A 15,152-nucleotide genomic window follows, 5' to 3' on the forward strand; every position below is an offset into this window, starting at 1 on the left:
CCTCTCGGATGACGCGGAGACTGACATGGACAGTCTATTGAACGCTCCCAGCCTACTCTGAAGGACGCGCCCTGCCATGCCGAAAACCGGCGAAAGACGGCCTAAACCCTAGTGGAAGGAGTCACCGCAGGCACAACTTCCGCCGGCGTTCGGGTTATCGATGGTGAAGCCCTGCTTCTGGATGGTGTCCTCGAAGTCGATCGTGGCGCCATCGAGGTACGGAACGCTCATCTTGTCGACGACGACCTCGACGCCGTCGAACTCGGCCGTGGAATCGCCGTCGAGCAGTCGCTCGTCGAAGTAGAGCTGGTAGATGAGGCCGGAGCATCCACCCGGCTGGACCGCCACGCGGAGGCGCAGGTCGTCCCTGCCCTCCTGCTCGCACAGGGTGCGCACCTTCTCAGACGCGGTGAGCGTCAGGGTGACACCATGCGTCGGCGTCTCGGTCGCGACTGCTGTCGTCTCAGACATGTCCTGCTCCTTCGTTCTTGTTCCAGTGTATGCGCTTCACCCTCGCGAATTCAGTTGCGACAGCAGCACGGCCTCGGTGAGGACCGCGCGTCGGAATACGCCGAGGTGAAGAGACTCGTTCGGGCTGTGCGCCCGTGAATCGGGGTCTTCGACTCCTGTGACGAGGATCTGCGCATCGGGGAACAGTTCGACGAGGTCGGAGATGAACGGAATCGATCCGCCTATTCCCGTTTCGACCGGCTCGACGCCCCAGGCCGCCGCCATCGCGGACTTCGCCGCTTCCACCGCCCAGCCGCTCGTGTCGACCAGGAACGGCTCTCCACGATCGACATCGTCGATCGTGACCGTCGCCCCGAATGGCGCGTTGGCGCGCACGTGCCGCTCGAGCGCGTCGAAGGCATCGCTCGCGGACTGTCCCGGCGCGATGCGGGCGCTCACCCGCACGGTCACGGAGGGCAGCAGGGTGTTGGACGCGTTCGCGACCGTCGGTGCGTCGATGCCCGTGACGGTGATGGACGGCTGGAACCACAGCCGGCTCGGGATGCTTCCTGTTCCGATCGCGCTCACGCCGTCGAGGAATGCCGCCTCCTTCACGAGCTGCGACTCCGGATAGTGCGGGGTCTTGCCCTCAGAGCTCGTGAGCCCGTCCACCGCGACGCTGCCCACCTCGTCGTGCAGCGTGGCGAGCAGGCGGATCATGGCGAGCATCGCATCCGGAGCCGCTCCCCCGAACATCCCGGAGTGGGATGCGTGGTCGAGCGTGCTCACCGTCAGCCGGAAGGTCACGTTCCCGCGCAGGGCGATCGTGAGCGCGGGCGTGTCGACGTCCCAGTTGTCCGAGTCGGCCACGACGATGACGTCGGCGGAGAGGTTGTCGCGGTGCTGCAGGAGGAAGTTCTTGAACGAGCGGGACCCGAACTCCTCCTCCCCCTCGAAGAACAGGACGAGGCCCAGGTCGAAGTCGGCTCCCGCAGTATCCACGAGGGCGCGGATCGCGGCGATGTGGGCCATGACACCCGCCTTGTCGTCGGCGGCGCCACGCCCGTAGAGGCGGTCGCCGCGCACGGTGGGCTCGAACGGCGGGGACTCCCAGTCCTCGTCCTTGCCTGGGGGCTGCACGTCGTGGTGCGCGTAGAGCAGGATGGTGGGCCGGCCGTTCTTCGCGGTGCGCGTCGCGAGCACTGCCGGCTGGCCGAGCGCGTCGGTGTCGCCGATCCTGGCCTGGGAGATCCGGACGGAGTCGAATACTCCGAGACCCTCGACGAGGCCGGCGACCGCCGTGGCGCTGCGCTGCACCTGCTCCGGATCGAACGCCGCCCACGACACGGAGGGGATGCGGACGAGATCGCCCAGTTCGGCCAACGCGGCCGGAAGTCCCGCCGTCACGGAGTCGGCGATGGCGGCGAGGGAGGCGGAGTCGTCGGGGGAAGAGGTCATGCAGGTAATCTTAACCGCAGACCGAGACATAAGGATTGACTGTGGCCAAGGCAGGTAAGGGCGACGAGACCGTCGACTACGAGTTGAACTCCGACAGCGCATCGACGGGGAAGGGCAGGCCGACCCCCACGCGCAAGGAGCGTGAAGCGGCCAATCTGCGCCCGCTCGTCAACAACGACCGTCGTGCCGCTTCGAAGGAGTCCAGAGCGAAGATGGCCGAGGTGCGCGAGAAGGCCAGGATCGGGATGGCCGCCGGTGAGGAGAAATACCTTCCCGTGCGCGACAAGGGTCCCCAGCGTCGCTGGATCCGGGACTATGTCGATGCGAGATTCAGCGTCGGCGAGGTGCTCATCCCCGTGATGTTCATCGTCATCATCCTGACCTTCATCAGCAATGAGATCTTCCAGCTGATCGGAATCGCCGGACTGTGGCTGTTCTTCCTCGCCGCCGTGATCGACGGTGTCATCCTCGGCATGCTCGTGACCCGAAAACTCGCTCAGAAGTTCGGTGCGGACAAGGTGCAGAGTGGATCGCGGTGGTACGCGGCCATGCGCGCCATGCAGTTGAGGGTGATGCGGTTGCCGAAGCCTCAGGTCAAGCGCGGGCAGTTCCCCGTCTAGCGATTCCGGCCAGCCCGCGGTTGATCGAACGAACCCAGAACGGGCCGCGGTAGACGAAGCCCGTGTACCCCTGCACGAGCGTCGCGCCCGCCTCCAGGCGCTCGGCGACGTCCTCTGCTGTCTCGACCCCGCCGACGGAGATGACGCACATCTCTTCGGGCACGATGGCGCGAATCCGCCGCAGGACGTCGAGCGACCGCGGCGCGAGCGGAACCCCGGAGAGCCCTCCGTCGCCCGCCGCGGAGACGGCATCCGGTGCGGTCGCCAGGCCCGCTCGAGAGAGCGTCGTGTTCGTGGCGATGATGCCGGACAGCCCCAGCTCCGTCACGAGCGCGCACACGGCGGCAACGCCGTCGTCGTCGAGATCGGGGGCGATCTTCACCAGGACGGGCGTGCCGCCCGCAGCATCCCGCACCGCCGTCAGCAGGGGGCGCAGCCTCTCGGACTCCTGGAGCCGCCGAAGCCCGGGCGTGTTCGGTGAACTCACGTTCACGGCGAGGTAGTCGGCAACCGGGGCGAGCAGACGGGTGCTCTCCAGATAGTCCTCGACGGCGTCGTCGACGCCGGCCACGCGCGACTTGCCGATGTTGACCCCGACGACAGGGCCTCGCCGACCTGCCTGTCGTCGCAGACGCACCACCGCATCCGCTGCACCGTAGTTGTTGAAGCCCATGCGATTGATGAGCGCGCGGTCCGCGATGAGCCGGAACAGGCGCGGCCGGGGGTTCCCCTCCTGCGCGCGCGCGGTGAGCGTGCCCACCTCGACGTGGCCGAAACCGAGATTGCCGAGGCCCCGGATGCCGGTGGCATCCTTGTCGAATCCTGCCGCCATCCCGAAAGGGGACGCGAATTCCAGGCCGAGCGCCGAGACCGCGAGAGTCGGGTGCGGTCGGGTCATGGAGCGCGCGATCGCCCCGATGCCGGGAAGCCCGAGGATCCGGATCACGAAGAACGCGAGGCCGTGGGCGCGCTCCGGGTCGAGACGCGCGAGCACGAGGCGGAAGAGGAGTCGATACATGGGCGCTCGCCAGCCTAGCGAACGAGGGTCACGGGCGCCCGGCGGCCTCAGGTTCATCGCTCGATTCGTGCTCGACCCTCAGGAGCGTGATCGCCGACTCGAAGTCGTCGAGCGAGTCGAAACCCTGGTAGACGCTCGCAAAGCGCAGGTAGGCCACCTCGTCGAGTTCGCGGAGCGGAGGAAGGATGGCCAGGCCGATGTCGTTCGCATCGATCTGGGACACCCCTGTGGCGCGAATGGACTCCTCGACCTGCTGGGCGAGCACCGCGAGATCGGTGTCGGTGACGGGCCTGCCCTGGCACGCCTTCCGCACCCCTGCGACGATCTTCTCGCGGCTGAACGGCTGCACGACACCGCTGCGCTTCACGACGTTGAGGCTCGCCGTCTCCGTCGTGCTGAACCGTCTTCCGCACTCAGGGCACTGCCGTCTGCGGCGGATCGACAGTCCGTCGTCACTCGTGCGCGAATCGACGACGCGGGAGTCCGGATAGCGGCAGAACGGGCAGAACATGGTGGCTCAAGCCTACGCTACGGCCTGCTTTTCAGGCGGTATCGCCGTTCGGTTCTGCCCTGAATCGCGCGGAAACTGCGGCCGCGTGCGCCGGCAGGTCCTCGGCGTTCGCGAGTGCATGGATGTGCCCTGCGACCTCGCGCAGCCCCTCCCGTTCGTAGCGGATGACCTGCTGCGGCCGAAGGAAGGTGGCAACGCCGAGTCCGGAGGAGAACCTGGCCTGGCCGCCGGTCGGGAGAACGTGGTTGGAGCCGGCGAGGTAGTCGCCGAGACTCACCGGAGAGTGCTCTCCGACGAAGATCGCGCCGGCGTTGTCGATCATGGCGAGCAGGGCATCCGGATCGCGCACCTGCAGTTCCAGGTGCTCCGGGCCGTACGCGTTGCTGAATCCGGCTGCAGCCGCGATGTCGTCGACGATGACGATGGCGGACTGCTGTCCGTCGAGCGCCGTTCGCACCCGAGTTCCGTGGTGGGCGCTCTCGGCGAGCAGACCCAGTTCGGCGCGCGTGCGTTCCGCGAAGGCTGCGGAGTCGGTGACGAGCACCGCAGCGGCGAGTTCATCGTGCTCGGCCTGGCTGACCAGGTCCGCAGCGACGAGCACGGGGTCTGCGCTCTCGTCGGCGATCACGAGGATCTCGGTCGGACCCGCCTCCGCGTCGATGCCGACCTGCCCGCGGACGATGCGCTTGGCGGCAGCGACCCAGACGTTTCCCGGTCCGGTCACGAGGTCGACCGGCTCGAGCCCGAGATCCGGAACACCCCAGGCGAACGCGCCGATCGCACCGGCACCGCCCATGGCGTACACCTCATCGATGCCGAGCAGTCCCGCCGCGGCGAGGATAGTCGGATGCACTGACCCCCCGAAGTCCTTCTGGGGCGGTGACGCGAGGGCGAGAGACGCGACGCCGGCGACCTGCGCAGGGACGACGTTCATGACGACGCTCGACGGATAGACGGCCTTGCCGCCCGGGACGTAGAGCCCAACGCGACGGATCGGCCGCCACCGCTGCTGCACCATCCCGCCGTCGCTGAGTCCGGTCGAGATGGGAACCGGAAGTTGAGCGCTCGAGACGGCGCGCACCCGCCGGATGGCCTCATCCAGTGCCTCCCGCACCGCGGGCGCGAGGTGCTCGACCGCGCGTCGGATGACGGCATCCGGGACGCGGATGGAATCCGGCCGCACCCCATCCAGTCGCTCGGCCTGGTCGAGGAGTGCAGCGGAGCCGCGCTGCCTCACGTCGTCGATGAGACCGGATGCCGCCTCGGCGGAGGCCGACACGTCGACGCGAGCGCGCGGCATGAGCTGCGAGAGCTCACCGCCTGAGTGCGTCGTCCCTCGGAGATCGATCGTCGTGATCATGGCGGTCAACTCAGGCAGTTGGGGCCGAGGAGGGACTTCAGTTCACCGTAGAGGTCTGCGCTCACGCTCACCGGGTACGGCACCTCGAACATCCGCGCATTGTCACCCTTCACGAGCTTCAGGCGCACCTCGTTCTCCCCGGAGTGGCGGATCAGGACATCCCCCAGCGCCGTCACGACGTCGGTCGTCGCCCGGTGCTCCGGAACGGAGATGATGAGAGGACCGGAGCCGAGACTCTGGCCGAGATCCGGCGAATACAGGCTCACCGCGTGCAGCACGATGCCGTCATCGCGCACGTTGACCCGCCCCTTGACCACGACGATCGAATCGTTGATGAGCGCGGGTGCGAACTCGTGGTAGATCTTCCCGAGGAAGGTCACGGAGATCTCCCCGCCGAAATCCTCGACCTGCACGATGCCGTAAGGGTTGCCGCTCGCCCGTGCTGTGCGATGCTGCACGCTCGTGATGAGCCCGGCGATCGTCACCGACTCTCCGTCGGAGAGCGTCTCCCCCGCGAGAACCTCGGCGATGCCGATGGTCGCGTGTTTGGCCAGCTGCGCCTCCAGCCCGGCGAGCGGATGATCGGACACGTACAGGCCGAGCATCTCCCGTTCGAACGCGAGCTTGTCGCGCTTCGACCACTCGGGGCGATCCGGGACGCGATTCGCCGGCTGGGGTTCCTCCCACAGGCTGTCGAAGTCGAACCCGACCTGGCCATTCGCCTCCGCTCTCTTCTCGGAGACGACGGCCTCGACGGCATCCTCGTGGATCTCGATGAGGGCCCTGCGCGTCGCGCCGAGCGAGTCGAATGCACCGGCCTTGACGAGCGACTCGACGGTGCGCTTGTTCGCGACCTGCATGGGCACCTTGCGCAGGAAGTCGTGGAAGCTCTCGAACCTGCCCTTGTCCTTCCGCGCGGCGCGAATGGCGTCGACGACGTTCGTTCCGACATTGCGGATGGCGCCGAGCCCGAAGCGGATGTCCTCTCCTGCCGCGGTGAAGTCCCCTGCGGACTCGTTGACATCCGGTGGCAGGACGTGAATGCCCATGCGACGGCACTCCGCGAGGTACACGCCGAGCTTGTCCTTCGAGTCGCCGACGCTCGTGAGGAGGGCCGCCATGTACTCGGCCGGGTAGTTGGCCTTGAGGTACGCGGTCCAGTAGCTGAGCACGGCGTATGCGGCCCCGTGCGACTTGTTGAAGCCGTAGTCGGAGAACGGGACCATGATGCCCCACAGCGCGCTCGCCGCATCCTCGCTGTACCCGTTCTTCTTCATGCCGGATGCGAAGTTCGCGAATTCCTTGTTGAGGACCTTGAGGTCCTTCTTGCCCATCGCCTTGCGCAGGGTGTCGGCCTGGCTGAGCGTGAACCCGGCCACCTTCTGGGCCGCCGCCATGACCTGCTCCTGGTAGATGACGAGGCCGTAGGTCTCTCCCAGGATGTCGGCGAGCGGCGCGGCGAGCTCAGGATGTATCGCATCGACCTGCTCGAGGCCGTTCTTCCGCAGCGCGTACTTGGTGTGCGAGTTCATGCCCATGGGTCCCGGCCGGTACAGCGCGATGACGGCGGTGATGTCGCTGAAACTGTCCGGCTTCAGCTGCTTGAGGAGCGACCGGAGCGGTCCGCCATCCAGTTGGAACACTCCGAGGGTGTCCCCGCGGGCGAGCAGCTCGTAGGTCTTCGCGTCTCCGTTCAGGTCGAGGTCCTCGAGGACGACGTCCTCACCCCGGTTCGACAGGATGGAGGCGAGCGCATCCTGGAGCACCGTGAGGTTGCGCAACCCCAGGAAGTCCATCTTGAGGAGACCGAGTTTCTCGCACGGCGGCTGGTCGAACTGGGTGATGATCGCGCCGTCGTCCTCGCGCTTCATGATCGGCAGCACGTCGATGAGTGGCTCAGCGGACATGATGACGCCCGCCGCGTGCACACCCCACTGCCGTTTGAGGTTCTCGATGCCGAGCGCCGTCTCGAAGACGCGCGATGCCTCCGGATCGGATTCGATGAGGGCTCGCAGGTCCGCGGCCTCCTTGTACCGGGGCGAGGTCTTCTCCATGACGCCGCCCAGCCCCATGTCCTTCCCCATGATGGGTGGGGGCATCGCCTTCGTAAGTTTCTCGCCCACCGCGTACGGCATCCCGAGCACTCGCGCGGAGTCCTTGAGCGCCTGTTTGGCCTTGATCGTTCCATAGGTCACGATCTGGGCGACCCTGTCGTCACCGTACTTCTCGGTGACGTAGCGGATGACCTCGCCGCGGCGCCTGTCGTCGAAGTCGATGTCGATGTCCGGCATCGAGATGCGGTCCGGGTTGAGGAACCGCTCGAAGATGAGGCCGTGGGCGATCGGGTCCAGACCGGTGATCTTCATCGCCCAGGCGACGAGCGAACCGGCGGCGGATCCGCGGCCCGGCCCGACCCGGATGCCGTTCTCCCTCGCCCAGCCGATGAAATCGGCGACGACGAGGAAGTAGCCGGGGAACCCCATCTGGTTGATGACGCCGACCTCGTAGTCGGCCTGCGCCCGGTGCCTGGCCGGCACGCCATCCGGGAAGCGCTCCGCGAGGCCCCGCTCCACCTCCGCGGAGAACCAGGTCGCCTCGGTATGGCCGTCCGGCACGGGGAAACGCGGCATGAGGTCGCGCTTCTCGAACGACACGTCGCAGGCCTCAGCGATGAGCAGGGTGTTCGAGATCGCCTCCGGATAGTCGGAGAAGAGCGCACGCATCTCCCCCGCCGACTTGAGATAGAACTCCTGGGAATCGAACTTGAAGCGATTCGGGTCGTCGAGCGTCGAGCCGGACTGGACGCACAGCAGAGCGGCGTGGGCCTCCGCGTCACCCGCGTGCGTGTAGTGGAGGTCGTTCGTGGCCACGAGCGGCATCCCGAGCTCCCTGGCGAGGCCGAGCAGCTCTGCCATGGTCCTGCGCTCGATGTCGATGCCGTGGTCCATGATCTCGCAGTAGAAGTTCTCCTTGCCGAAGATGTCCTGGAACTCGGCCGCCGCCTTGCGCGCCTCGTCGTACTGCCCGAGGCGCAGGCGGGTCTGCACCTCCCCGCCCACGCATCCGGTCGTCGCGATGACGCCCTCTGCGTACCGGCTGAGGATTTCGCGGTCCATTCTCGGCTTGTAGTAGAAGCCTTCGATCGAGGCGAGGGATGACATGCGGAACAGGTTGTGGAGACCGGTGTTGTTCTTCGCCAGGAGCGTCATGTGCGTGTAGGCGCCATTGCCGGAGACGTCGTTCTCTCCCCCGTCGCCCCAGCGGGTCCGCGTCTTGTCCCTGCGGTCGGTGCCGGGGGTCAGGTAGGCCTCCGTGCCGATGATCGGCTTGATTCCGGCCTCGGTGGCGGTGTGCCAGAAGTCGTATGCGCCGAACATGTTGCCGTGGTCGGTGACCGCGATCGCCGGCATCTCCTGCTCGAGGGCTGCGGCAATGAGCGGACCGACACGGGCGGCGCCGTCGAGCATCGAATATTCGCTGTGCACGTGCAGGTGCACGAAGGAATCGCTGCTCGATGACACGTATTTCTCCGACGGGAAGGGTGTCAGTCCAGACTAGGGCAGCCAGGGTCCGGCCCGCTGGCGACCTGCCGTCCGGCAGCTCCTTTACACGCTCCGAAGGACGTCGAGCGCGTGCGCGAGCTCCTGCGGATAGGTCGAGGTGAACTCGACGAACTCGCCATCCCCGGGATGCCGGAATGCCAGGCGCACGGCATGCAGCCACTGTCGGTCGAGCCCGAGCCGGGCAGAGAGGGTCGGGTCGGCGCCGTACAGCTCATCTCCGACACAGGGATGCCTCTGGGCGGCGAGGTGCACCCGAATCTGGTGGGTTCGCCCGGTCTCGAGCCGCACCTCGAGGAGCGATGCACCGGGGAAGGCCTCGAGGGTCTCGTAGTGCGTCACGGAATGTTTGCCATCGCTCGTGATCGCGAACTTCCACCGCGCCCCCGGATGGCGGCCGATGGGCGCATCGATCGTTCCGCTGAGCGGGTCCGGATGGCCCTGGACGGTCGCGTGGTAGATCTTCGTGACCTCACGATCGTGGAATGCGCGCTTCAGCTCCGCATACGCGCGCTCGCTCCTGGCGACGACCATGAGTCCGCTCGTGCCCGCGTCGAGCCGGTGGACGATCCCGGCCCGCTCCGCAGGTCCGGACGTGCTCACGCGGATTCCCGCTGCGGCAAGGGCGCCGAGCACCGTGGACCCCTCCCACCCCACCGAGGGGTGTGCCGTCACGCCGGCCGGCTTGTCGATGACGACGATGTCGTCGTCCTCGAACACGACGGCGAGCCCCACCACCTCGCGCGGTACGATCACCGCCTCGCGCCTCGGTTGCCAGGAGACCTCGAGGATCGCCCCGTCGACGAGACGGGTCGACTTTGAGATGATCACGCCATCGGAGGCGACACCCCCCGCGTCGAGGATCTCGGCGGCGAAGGTCCTGGTGAACCCCAGCAGGCGCCCGAGGGCGACATCCGCTCGCTCGCCGGCGACTCCAGCCGGCACGGGGAAACGGCGGCTCTCCACGGTGTCAGACCTGGGGTTCGCGTACTGCGCGTCGGCCGTCGAGCCGTGTCCCCCGCAGGGACAGGATGATGAAGAGTCCCATACTGGCCACGATGAAGGAGTCCGCGATGTTGAAGATCGCGGGGAACCCCCACACCTGGACGAAGTCGACGACGTGACCGAGCCCGAAGCTCGGCTCACGAAACAGACGGTCGGTGAGGTTCCCGGTCGTGCCGCCGAGGAGCATTCCGAACAGGATCGCCCAGGACACCGACCGGATCCTCCGCGCGTACCAGACGATGAACACCGTCACGCCGGCGGCGACGATCGAGAAGATCCAGGTCGAACCGCTCGCGAGCGAGAAGGCGGCCCCGGAGTTCTTGACGAAGTGGAACTGGAGGACGGGACCGAGAACCGGCACCTGCTCCCCCTCGCGGAGGTTCGCGACGATGAGGAACTTCGTCAGCTGGTCGACCCCGTACACGGTGAGCGCAACAAGGACGAGCGTCGCGATTGAGCGCACGCTGGTGCGAGCCGGTGGTTCCGGCGCTGGTCCTGTCGACAGCTCAGTTACCGCCGAAGCCGGGGAAGCCTGACTGCGGCTGAGCGGGGACGCTGCCCACATTGGCGGGCTCCTGCTCGACTCCGTCGGCCGCAGCCGACAGGTCGGCGGGTGGTGCGCTCAGTGCGTGCGCACTGGCTCCGGCCGGCTCGCCCGTGCTGTCGAGGTCGTGGAGGATCGTCTCGATGTGGCCCTTGAGCTTCGCGCGGTATTCCCGCTCGAACGCCCTCAGTTCCTCGACCCGGCCTTCGAGCGCCTGACGCTCCTGCTCGAGCTTGTCCACCTGCGCACGCTGCTGGGACTCCGCCTCGCTGACGATGCGCGCAGCGGTCGAATGGCCCTCTGCGATGAGAGCATCGCGCTTTTCGATGCCCTCGCGAACGTGCTCCTCGTGCAGGCGCCGCGCGAGCTGGAGGAGGTTGTTGGTGTTGTTGGGATCGTTCGCCGGGTCGGAGCCGGGGAACGCCGCAGCCACCGGGGCTGCAGCCACCGGCTCGCTCGCAGCAATCGGCTCGCTCGCGGCAATCGGCACCGGTGCCGCTGCGGGCTGTTCCGCGACGGGCGCGGAGCCTCCACTGCGCTGGAGTTCGCTGATCCTGGCGTCACTGGATACGAGCCGCTGGCGAAGTTCTTCGTTCTCCTGGCCAAGACGGCGAAGCTCCACGACGACCTCGTCAAGGAAGTCGTCGACCTCGTCCTGGTCGTAGCCTTCACGGAATTTGGTCGGCTGGAAACGCTTGTTGACCACGTCTTCAGGGGTCAGAGCCATGTGTGTCACCTTCAAAGTTCATCGAAACGTCAGTATCAACGTACCGCTAACGGTACCAAAATAATTGGGAATCCCCCGTTAACCTCGTGGTCGACCTCACGACGACTTCAGGATGAGGGTGACGTACATGAGCACGATCACGACGAGCATGACGATGCTCCAGGAGAAATCGAGCGCCGCTGCGCCGACTCGGAACGGTGGAATGATCCGTCGAACCAGGCGGATCGGCGGATCCGTGAGCGTGAAGACCAGCTCGGCCAGGACGAGTCCGAAGCCTCGTGGCCGCCATCCACGCGAGAAGTTCTGCGCGAGATCGAGGATGAATCTCGCCCACATCACGAAGAAATAGAGCAGCAGCAGGACGTACAGGACGCTGGCGACGAAGGACACGATGAGCATGGTGCCGCCTACCGTCGACGTTCGAACGAACGCGACGTTCTCAACTCCGCCAAGGCGTCAGTGCTCGGGGAAGAACGTGGCGTCCACCGCGGAATCCGGCTCCGCCTGGTCGCCGCTGACCGCGACGTGGGCCGGCGACAGGAGGAACACCTTGCTCGTGACGCGCTCGATCCGGCCGTAGAGCCCTTGCGAGAGCCCGCTCGCGAAGTCGACGAGACGGCGAGCCTCCGATTCGCTCATCTGGGACAGGTTGATGATGACCGGGATGCCCTCGCGGAAGTTCTCGGCGATGAGCTGGGCGTCCTTGTACTGGCGAGGGTGCACGGTCAGGATCTCGTTCATCTCCGCAGCAGGTGGCGCCTGGCGCACCGCGCGGCGCAGCGGCGTCACCGGAGCACGCTGTGCCTGGTGCTGTATGGACTGCTGGTGGTTCTGGGCTGCGACCGGAGCCGGTGCGGCCGCAGCCGAACCGTAGTCGTCGAATTCCTCGTCAGCGAGGCCCAGATAGACCATGGTCTTGCGTAACGGGTTAGCCATTGTGTGCCTCCAGTAGTGAAACGCCTGACTTCGAGATTAACCGGCGATGGGCCGATTTCCCGTGATTGCCGTGCCAATCCGGAGGTGTGTCGCGCCCTCGAGGACGGCTTCCCGGTAGTCCCCCGACATCCCGGCGGAAATGGCGACGGCCTCCGGCGCCACGGTGCGCAGCAGCTCCGAGGCCCCTCGAACGCGAGCGAAGGCGTGCCGGGGTTCGCTGCCGAGCGGTGCGACGGCCATGACACCGAGAAGCCGAAGCCCCGTCGACTCCAGGACGCGCTCTGCGAGCGGAAGGACGAGCGAAGGCTCGATCCCGCCCCGCGTCGGATCCTCGGTGAGATTGACCTGGATGAAGCACTCGACGGGCGGCACCGAATCCGAGAGGGCCTGGACGAGGGACTCGCGATCGAGAGAGTGGATCACTCGGGCGTACTCCGCGATCTGGCGCGCCTTCTTGCCCTGGACCTGGCCGACGAAATGCCAGACGAGTTCTGGGTCGGCGACCTCGGCGACCTTGGATCGCGCTTCCTGATGCCTGCTCTCTCCGAAGTCCCGGACGCCGAGGGCCGCGAGTTCGCGCACGATCGATGCCGGATGGAACTTGGTGACGACGATCGTCGTGATGTCGGCCGCGCTGCGCCCGGCATCCTTGGCGGCATCCGAGATGCCGGCTCGAACCGTCTCGAGGCGCTCGGCAAGGCTCACGTCCTGCCCGCTGCTCATTTGAGGAAGTCGGGAATGTCCAGATCGTCGCCGTCGCCATCGAATTCCGGATCCATCGCTACGGCCGGCGCATCCGGCTCTTGGCCCCACGCGCCGGAGTCGGTCAGACCCTCGCTCACGGCGAATCCGCTCTCATACTCCGCCGTCGCCTCCATGGGCGGAGCCCCGGCGGTCACGTAACTCGAGCGCCGATCCGCCTTGCGAATACTCGGCTCTCCCCCGTCGAACCCGGCCGCGATGACCGTGACGCGCACCTCGTCGCCGAGGGTGTCGTCGATGACCGCGCCGAAGATGATGTTCGCCTCCGGATGCACCGCCTCCTGGACGAGTCTCGCGGCGTCGTTGATCTCGAAGATCCCGAGGTTGGAGCCGCCCTGGATCGAGAGCAGTACGCCGTGCGCGCCATCGATGCTCGCCTCGAGGAGGGGGCTTGCGACCGCGAGTTCCGCGGCCTTGATCGCGCGGTCGGCGCCTCTGGACGAGCCGATCCCCATGAGGGCGGACCCAGCTCCCTGCATGACCGACTTGACGTCGGCGAAGTCGAGGTTGATGAGGCCGGGAGTCGTGATGAGGTCGGTGATTCCCTGGACGCCGGCCAGCAGGACCTGGTCGGCCGTTGCAAAGGCCTCGAGGAAGCTGATTCCCCGGTCGCTGATCTCCAGCAGGCGGTCGTTCGGGACGACGATGAGCGTGTCCACTTCGCTCTTGAGCGCGGCGATGCCGACTTCTGCCTGGGACGCCCTGCGCTTGCCTTCGAATCCGAAGGGGCGGGTCACAACGCCGATCGTGAGTGCGCCGATGGACTTCGCGATACGGGCGATGACGGGCGCACCCCCCGTGCCGGTTCCGCCGCCCTCTCCTGCCGTGACGAAGACCATGTCCGCCCCGGCGAGAGCCTCTTCGATCTCTTCGGCGTGGTCCTCCGCAGCACGCCGACCGACCTCGGGGTCGGCCCCTGCGCCCAGTCCCCTCGTGAGCTCGCGCCCGACGTCCAGTTTGACGTCGGCGTCGCTCATGAGCAGCGCCTGGGCGTCGGTGTTGATCGCGATGAACTCCACGCCTCGAAGACCGAGCTCGATCATGCGGTTGACCGCGTTCACTCCCCCGCCGCCGATGCCGACCACCTTGATCACGGCGAGGTAGTTCTGGTTTGATGTCACGTCCGGCCTCCGGTAATACGTTAAAGCTCTACTTGAGGTTTAAAGTTATGCCCAGTATGCATTTCCTGACCTGACGGTATGCGCGCCGGTGCGCACCGTGCCGCAACCTGTCCAGCGTGTCGCGAAGTCGCCCTGCCTTATTGGTCGCCGGAGCACCGCGCGACGTCGGAAACCGTCAGCGAGGGCGGACGACGGGGCTCATCGGGGCGGAGACGTCGTACTCGACCCTCGCGTTCTTCCCCTGCGCCGCCATGAGTTCCGTGAGGACACGGGCCTTGAGGGCAGACCGCTCTGCGCTCCCCCACACGATCTGTGCGCCGGTCCCCTTCAGGATGAGCCGGACGTCATCCTTGGAACCGGCCTGCGCGATGTCCACCCTCGATCGGATCGACGCCGGCAGGGCGAGCATGACGTCCACCACCGCTTCGAATGCGACGGAGTCCGTGCCCGCAGAACCGAGCTCGATGAGCGCCGTGCCGTCCGGGCGCTTCGCGGACGTCGACAGGACCACACCGGCCGGGTCCACCGTTGCGAACCCGGCCGACGTCACGACGACGCCGACCGGCGAGCGTTCCACGATGTGGACGACGAGCGTCGAGGGTGGGACGATCTCAGTCGCGAAACTCCGGATGAGGGGGAACGAATTGAGTTCTGTCGTGATGGCTCCGTAGTCGAGAAGGGCGAGCGGAGTGCCCAGCTGGCCGTCGATCGCCTTGGTCACCGCCTTCGCGTCGACCGACTTCGCCCCGTCGACCCTGATGGTCCGCAGCGCGAGGACGGGCGAATAGACCGCGACCGCGAGAAGTGCTGCCATGACGACCACTATCGCGATGGCCGTCAGCCATCCCCAGCGCCGGTGCCGGGATCGGCGCGTGAACCGACGGATCTCGCGCCTCTCGAACCTCCTGCGTTCCTTCGCGGCCGCCCGCACCTGCTTCCCGCCGCCCGCGGGCTCTCGCTCAGTGGGGCGGCCAGTGGCACTCGAGGGCGCAGTGGGTTTCGAGGGCACAGTGGCGATCGATGGGGCGGCGTCGACGGGCCGCACACGGCGATTCTCAGACTTACGGGGTTTGCGGGGTT

Annotated in this window: 15 protein-coding genes; 1 reads left to right on the forward strand and 14 read right to left on the reverse strand. The window is 66.8% G+C overall.

The window, feature by feature from the left end:
- Positions 1-108: 108 nt before the first annotated feature.
- Both BKA04_RS01280 and BKA04_RS01285 read right to left on the reverse strand, forming a co-directional pair.
- Complete coding sequence (locus BKA04_RS01280; RefSeq protein WP_104094796.1) at positions 109-471, reverse strand: HesB/IscA family protein; 363 nt, start codon at positions 469-471, stop codon at positions 109-111.
- Positions 472-507: 36 nt separating this feature from the next.
- Positions 508-1,908 (reverse strand): dipeptidase, encoded by a 1,401-nt coding sequence (locus tag BKA04_RS01285; RefSeq protein WP_104094797.1) that lies wholly within the window; start codon positions 1,906-1,908, stop codon positions 508-510.
- Positions 1,909-1,949: 41 nt separating this feature from the next.
- On the opposite strand from BKA04_RS01285, the gene BKA04_RS01290 reads away from it, so the two are divergent.
- Positions 1,950-2,528, forward strand: a complete 579-nt coding sequence (locus tag BKA04_RS01290) for a DUF3043 domain-containing protein (RefSeq protein ID WP_174719804.1) — start codon at positions 1,950-1,952, stop codon at positions 2,526-2,528.
- Here BKA04_RS01290 and BKA04_RS01295 read toward each other — a convergent pair.
- The 12 genes from BKA04_RS01295 to BKA04_RS01350 form a co-directional block, all read right to left on the reverse strand.
- Positions 2,503-3,546 carry a quinone-dependent dihydroorotate dehydrogenase gene (locus tag BKA04_RS01295; RefSeq protein ID WP_104094799.1) on the reverse strand — a complete coding sequence of 348 codons (1,044 nt, stop codon included), beginning with the start codon at positions 3,544-3,546 and terminating at the stop codon, positions 2,503-2,505. The genes BKA04_RS01290 and BKA04_RS01295 overlap by 26 nt on opposite strands.
- Before the next feature lie 28 nt (positions 3,547-3,574).
- Positions 3,575-4,057 (reverse strand): transcriptional regulator NrdR, encoded by a 483-nt coding sequence (gene nrdR, locus BKA04_RS01300; RefSeq protein ID WP_104094800.1) that lies wholly within the window; start codon positions 4,055-4,057, stop codon positions 3,575-3,577.
- A 31-nt stretch (positions 4,058-4,088) separates the two neighbouring features.
- Entirely contained in the window at positions 4,089-5,417 is a 1,329-nt protein-coding gene (hisD, locus tag BKA04_RS01305) for a histidinol dehydrogenase (protein WP_104094801.1), read from the reverse strand.
- Positions 5,418-5,422: 5 nt separating this feature from the next.
- On the reverse strand, positions 5,423-8,938 hold the full coding sequence (dnaE, locus tag BKA04_RS01310) for a DNA polymerase III subunit alpha (protein ID WP_104094802.1): 3,516 nt from the start codon (positions 8,936-8,938) through the stop codon (positions 5,423-5,425).
- Between the two features lie 84 nt (positions 8,939-9,022).
- Positions 9,023-9,943: an RluA family pseudouridine synthase gene (locus BKA04_RS01315; RefSeq protein ID WP_104094803.1), complete on the reverse strand. Its 921-nt coding sequence runs from the start codon at positions 9,941-9,943 to the stop codon at positions 9,023-9,025.
- A gap of 4 nt (positions 9,944-9,947) precedes the next feature.
- Positions 9,948-10,445, reverse strand: a complete 498-nt coding sequence (lspA, locus tag BKA04_RS01320) for a signal peptidase II (RefSeq protein WP_232841921.1) — start codon at positions 10,443-10,445, stop codon at positions 9,948-9,950.
- A 43-nt stretch (positions 10,446-10,488) separates the two neighbouring features.
- Complete coding sequence (locus BKA04_RS01325) at positions 10,489-11,253, reverse strand: DivIVA domain-containing protein (protein WP_104094804.1); 765 nt, start codon at positions 11,251-11,253, stop codon at positions 10,489-10,491.
- Between the two features lie 96 nt (positions 11,254-11,349).
- On the reverse strand, positions 11,350-11,652 hold the full coding sequence (locus tag BKA04_RS01330; protein ID WP_104094805.1) for a YggT family protein: 303 nt from the start codon (positions 11,650-11,652) through the stop codon (positions 11,350-11,352).
- Positions 11,653-11,709: 57 nt separating this feature from the next.
- On the reverse strand, positions 11,710-12,189 hold the full coding sequence (locus BKA04_RS01335; RefSeq protein ID WP_104094806.1) for a cell division protein SepF: 480 nt from the start codon (positions 12,187-12,189) through the stop codon (positions 11,710-11,712).
- Positions 12,190-12,225: 36 nt separating this feature from the next.
- Positions 12,226-12,912 (reverse strand): YggS family pyridoxal phosphate-dependent enzyme, encoded by a 687-nt coding sequence (locus BKA04_RS01340; protein ID WP_104094807.1) that lies wholly within the window; start codon positions 12,910-12,912, stop codon positions 12,226-12,228.
- Positions 12,909-14,072, reverse strand: a complete 1,164-nt coding sequence (gene ftsZ / locus BKA04_RS01345; protein ID WP_104094808.1) for a cell division protein FtsZ — start codon at positions 14,070-14,072, stop codon at positions 12,909-12,911. Before ftsZ ends, BKA04_RS01340 begins: the two co-directional genes overlap by 4 nt.
- 175 nt (positions 14,073-14,247) lie before the next feature.
- A complete protein-coding gene (locus tag BKA04_RS01350; RefSeq protein ID WP_104094809.1) occupies positions 14,248-15,117 on the reverse strand; it encodes a cell division protein FtsQ/DivIB in 870 nt (289 codons plus the stop codon).
- Between the last annotated feature and the right edge of the window lie 35 nt (positions 15,118-15,152).

Origin of the sequence: Terrimesophilobacter mesophilus, assembly GCF_014200375.1 — a bacterium.
GTDB lineage: Bacteria > Actinomycetota > Actinomycetes > Actinomycetales > Microbacteriaceae > Terrimesophilobacter > Terrimesophilobacter mesophilus.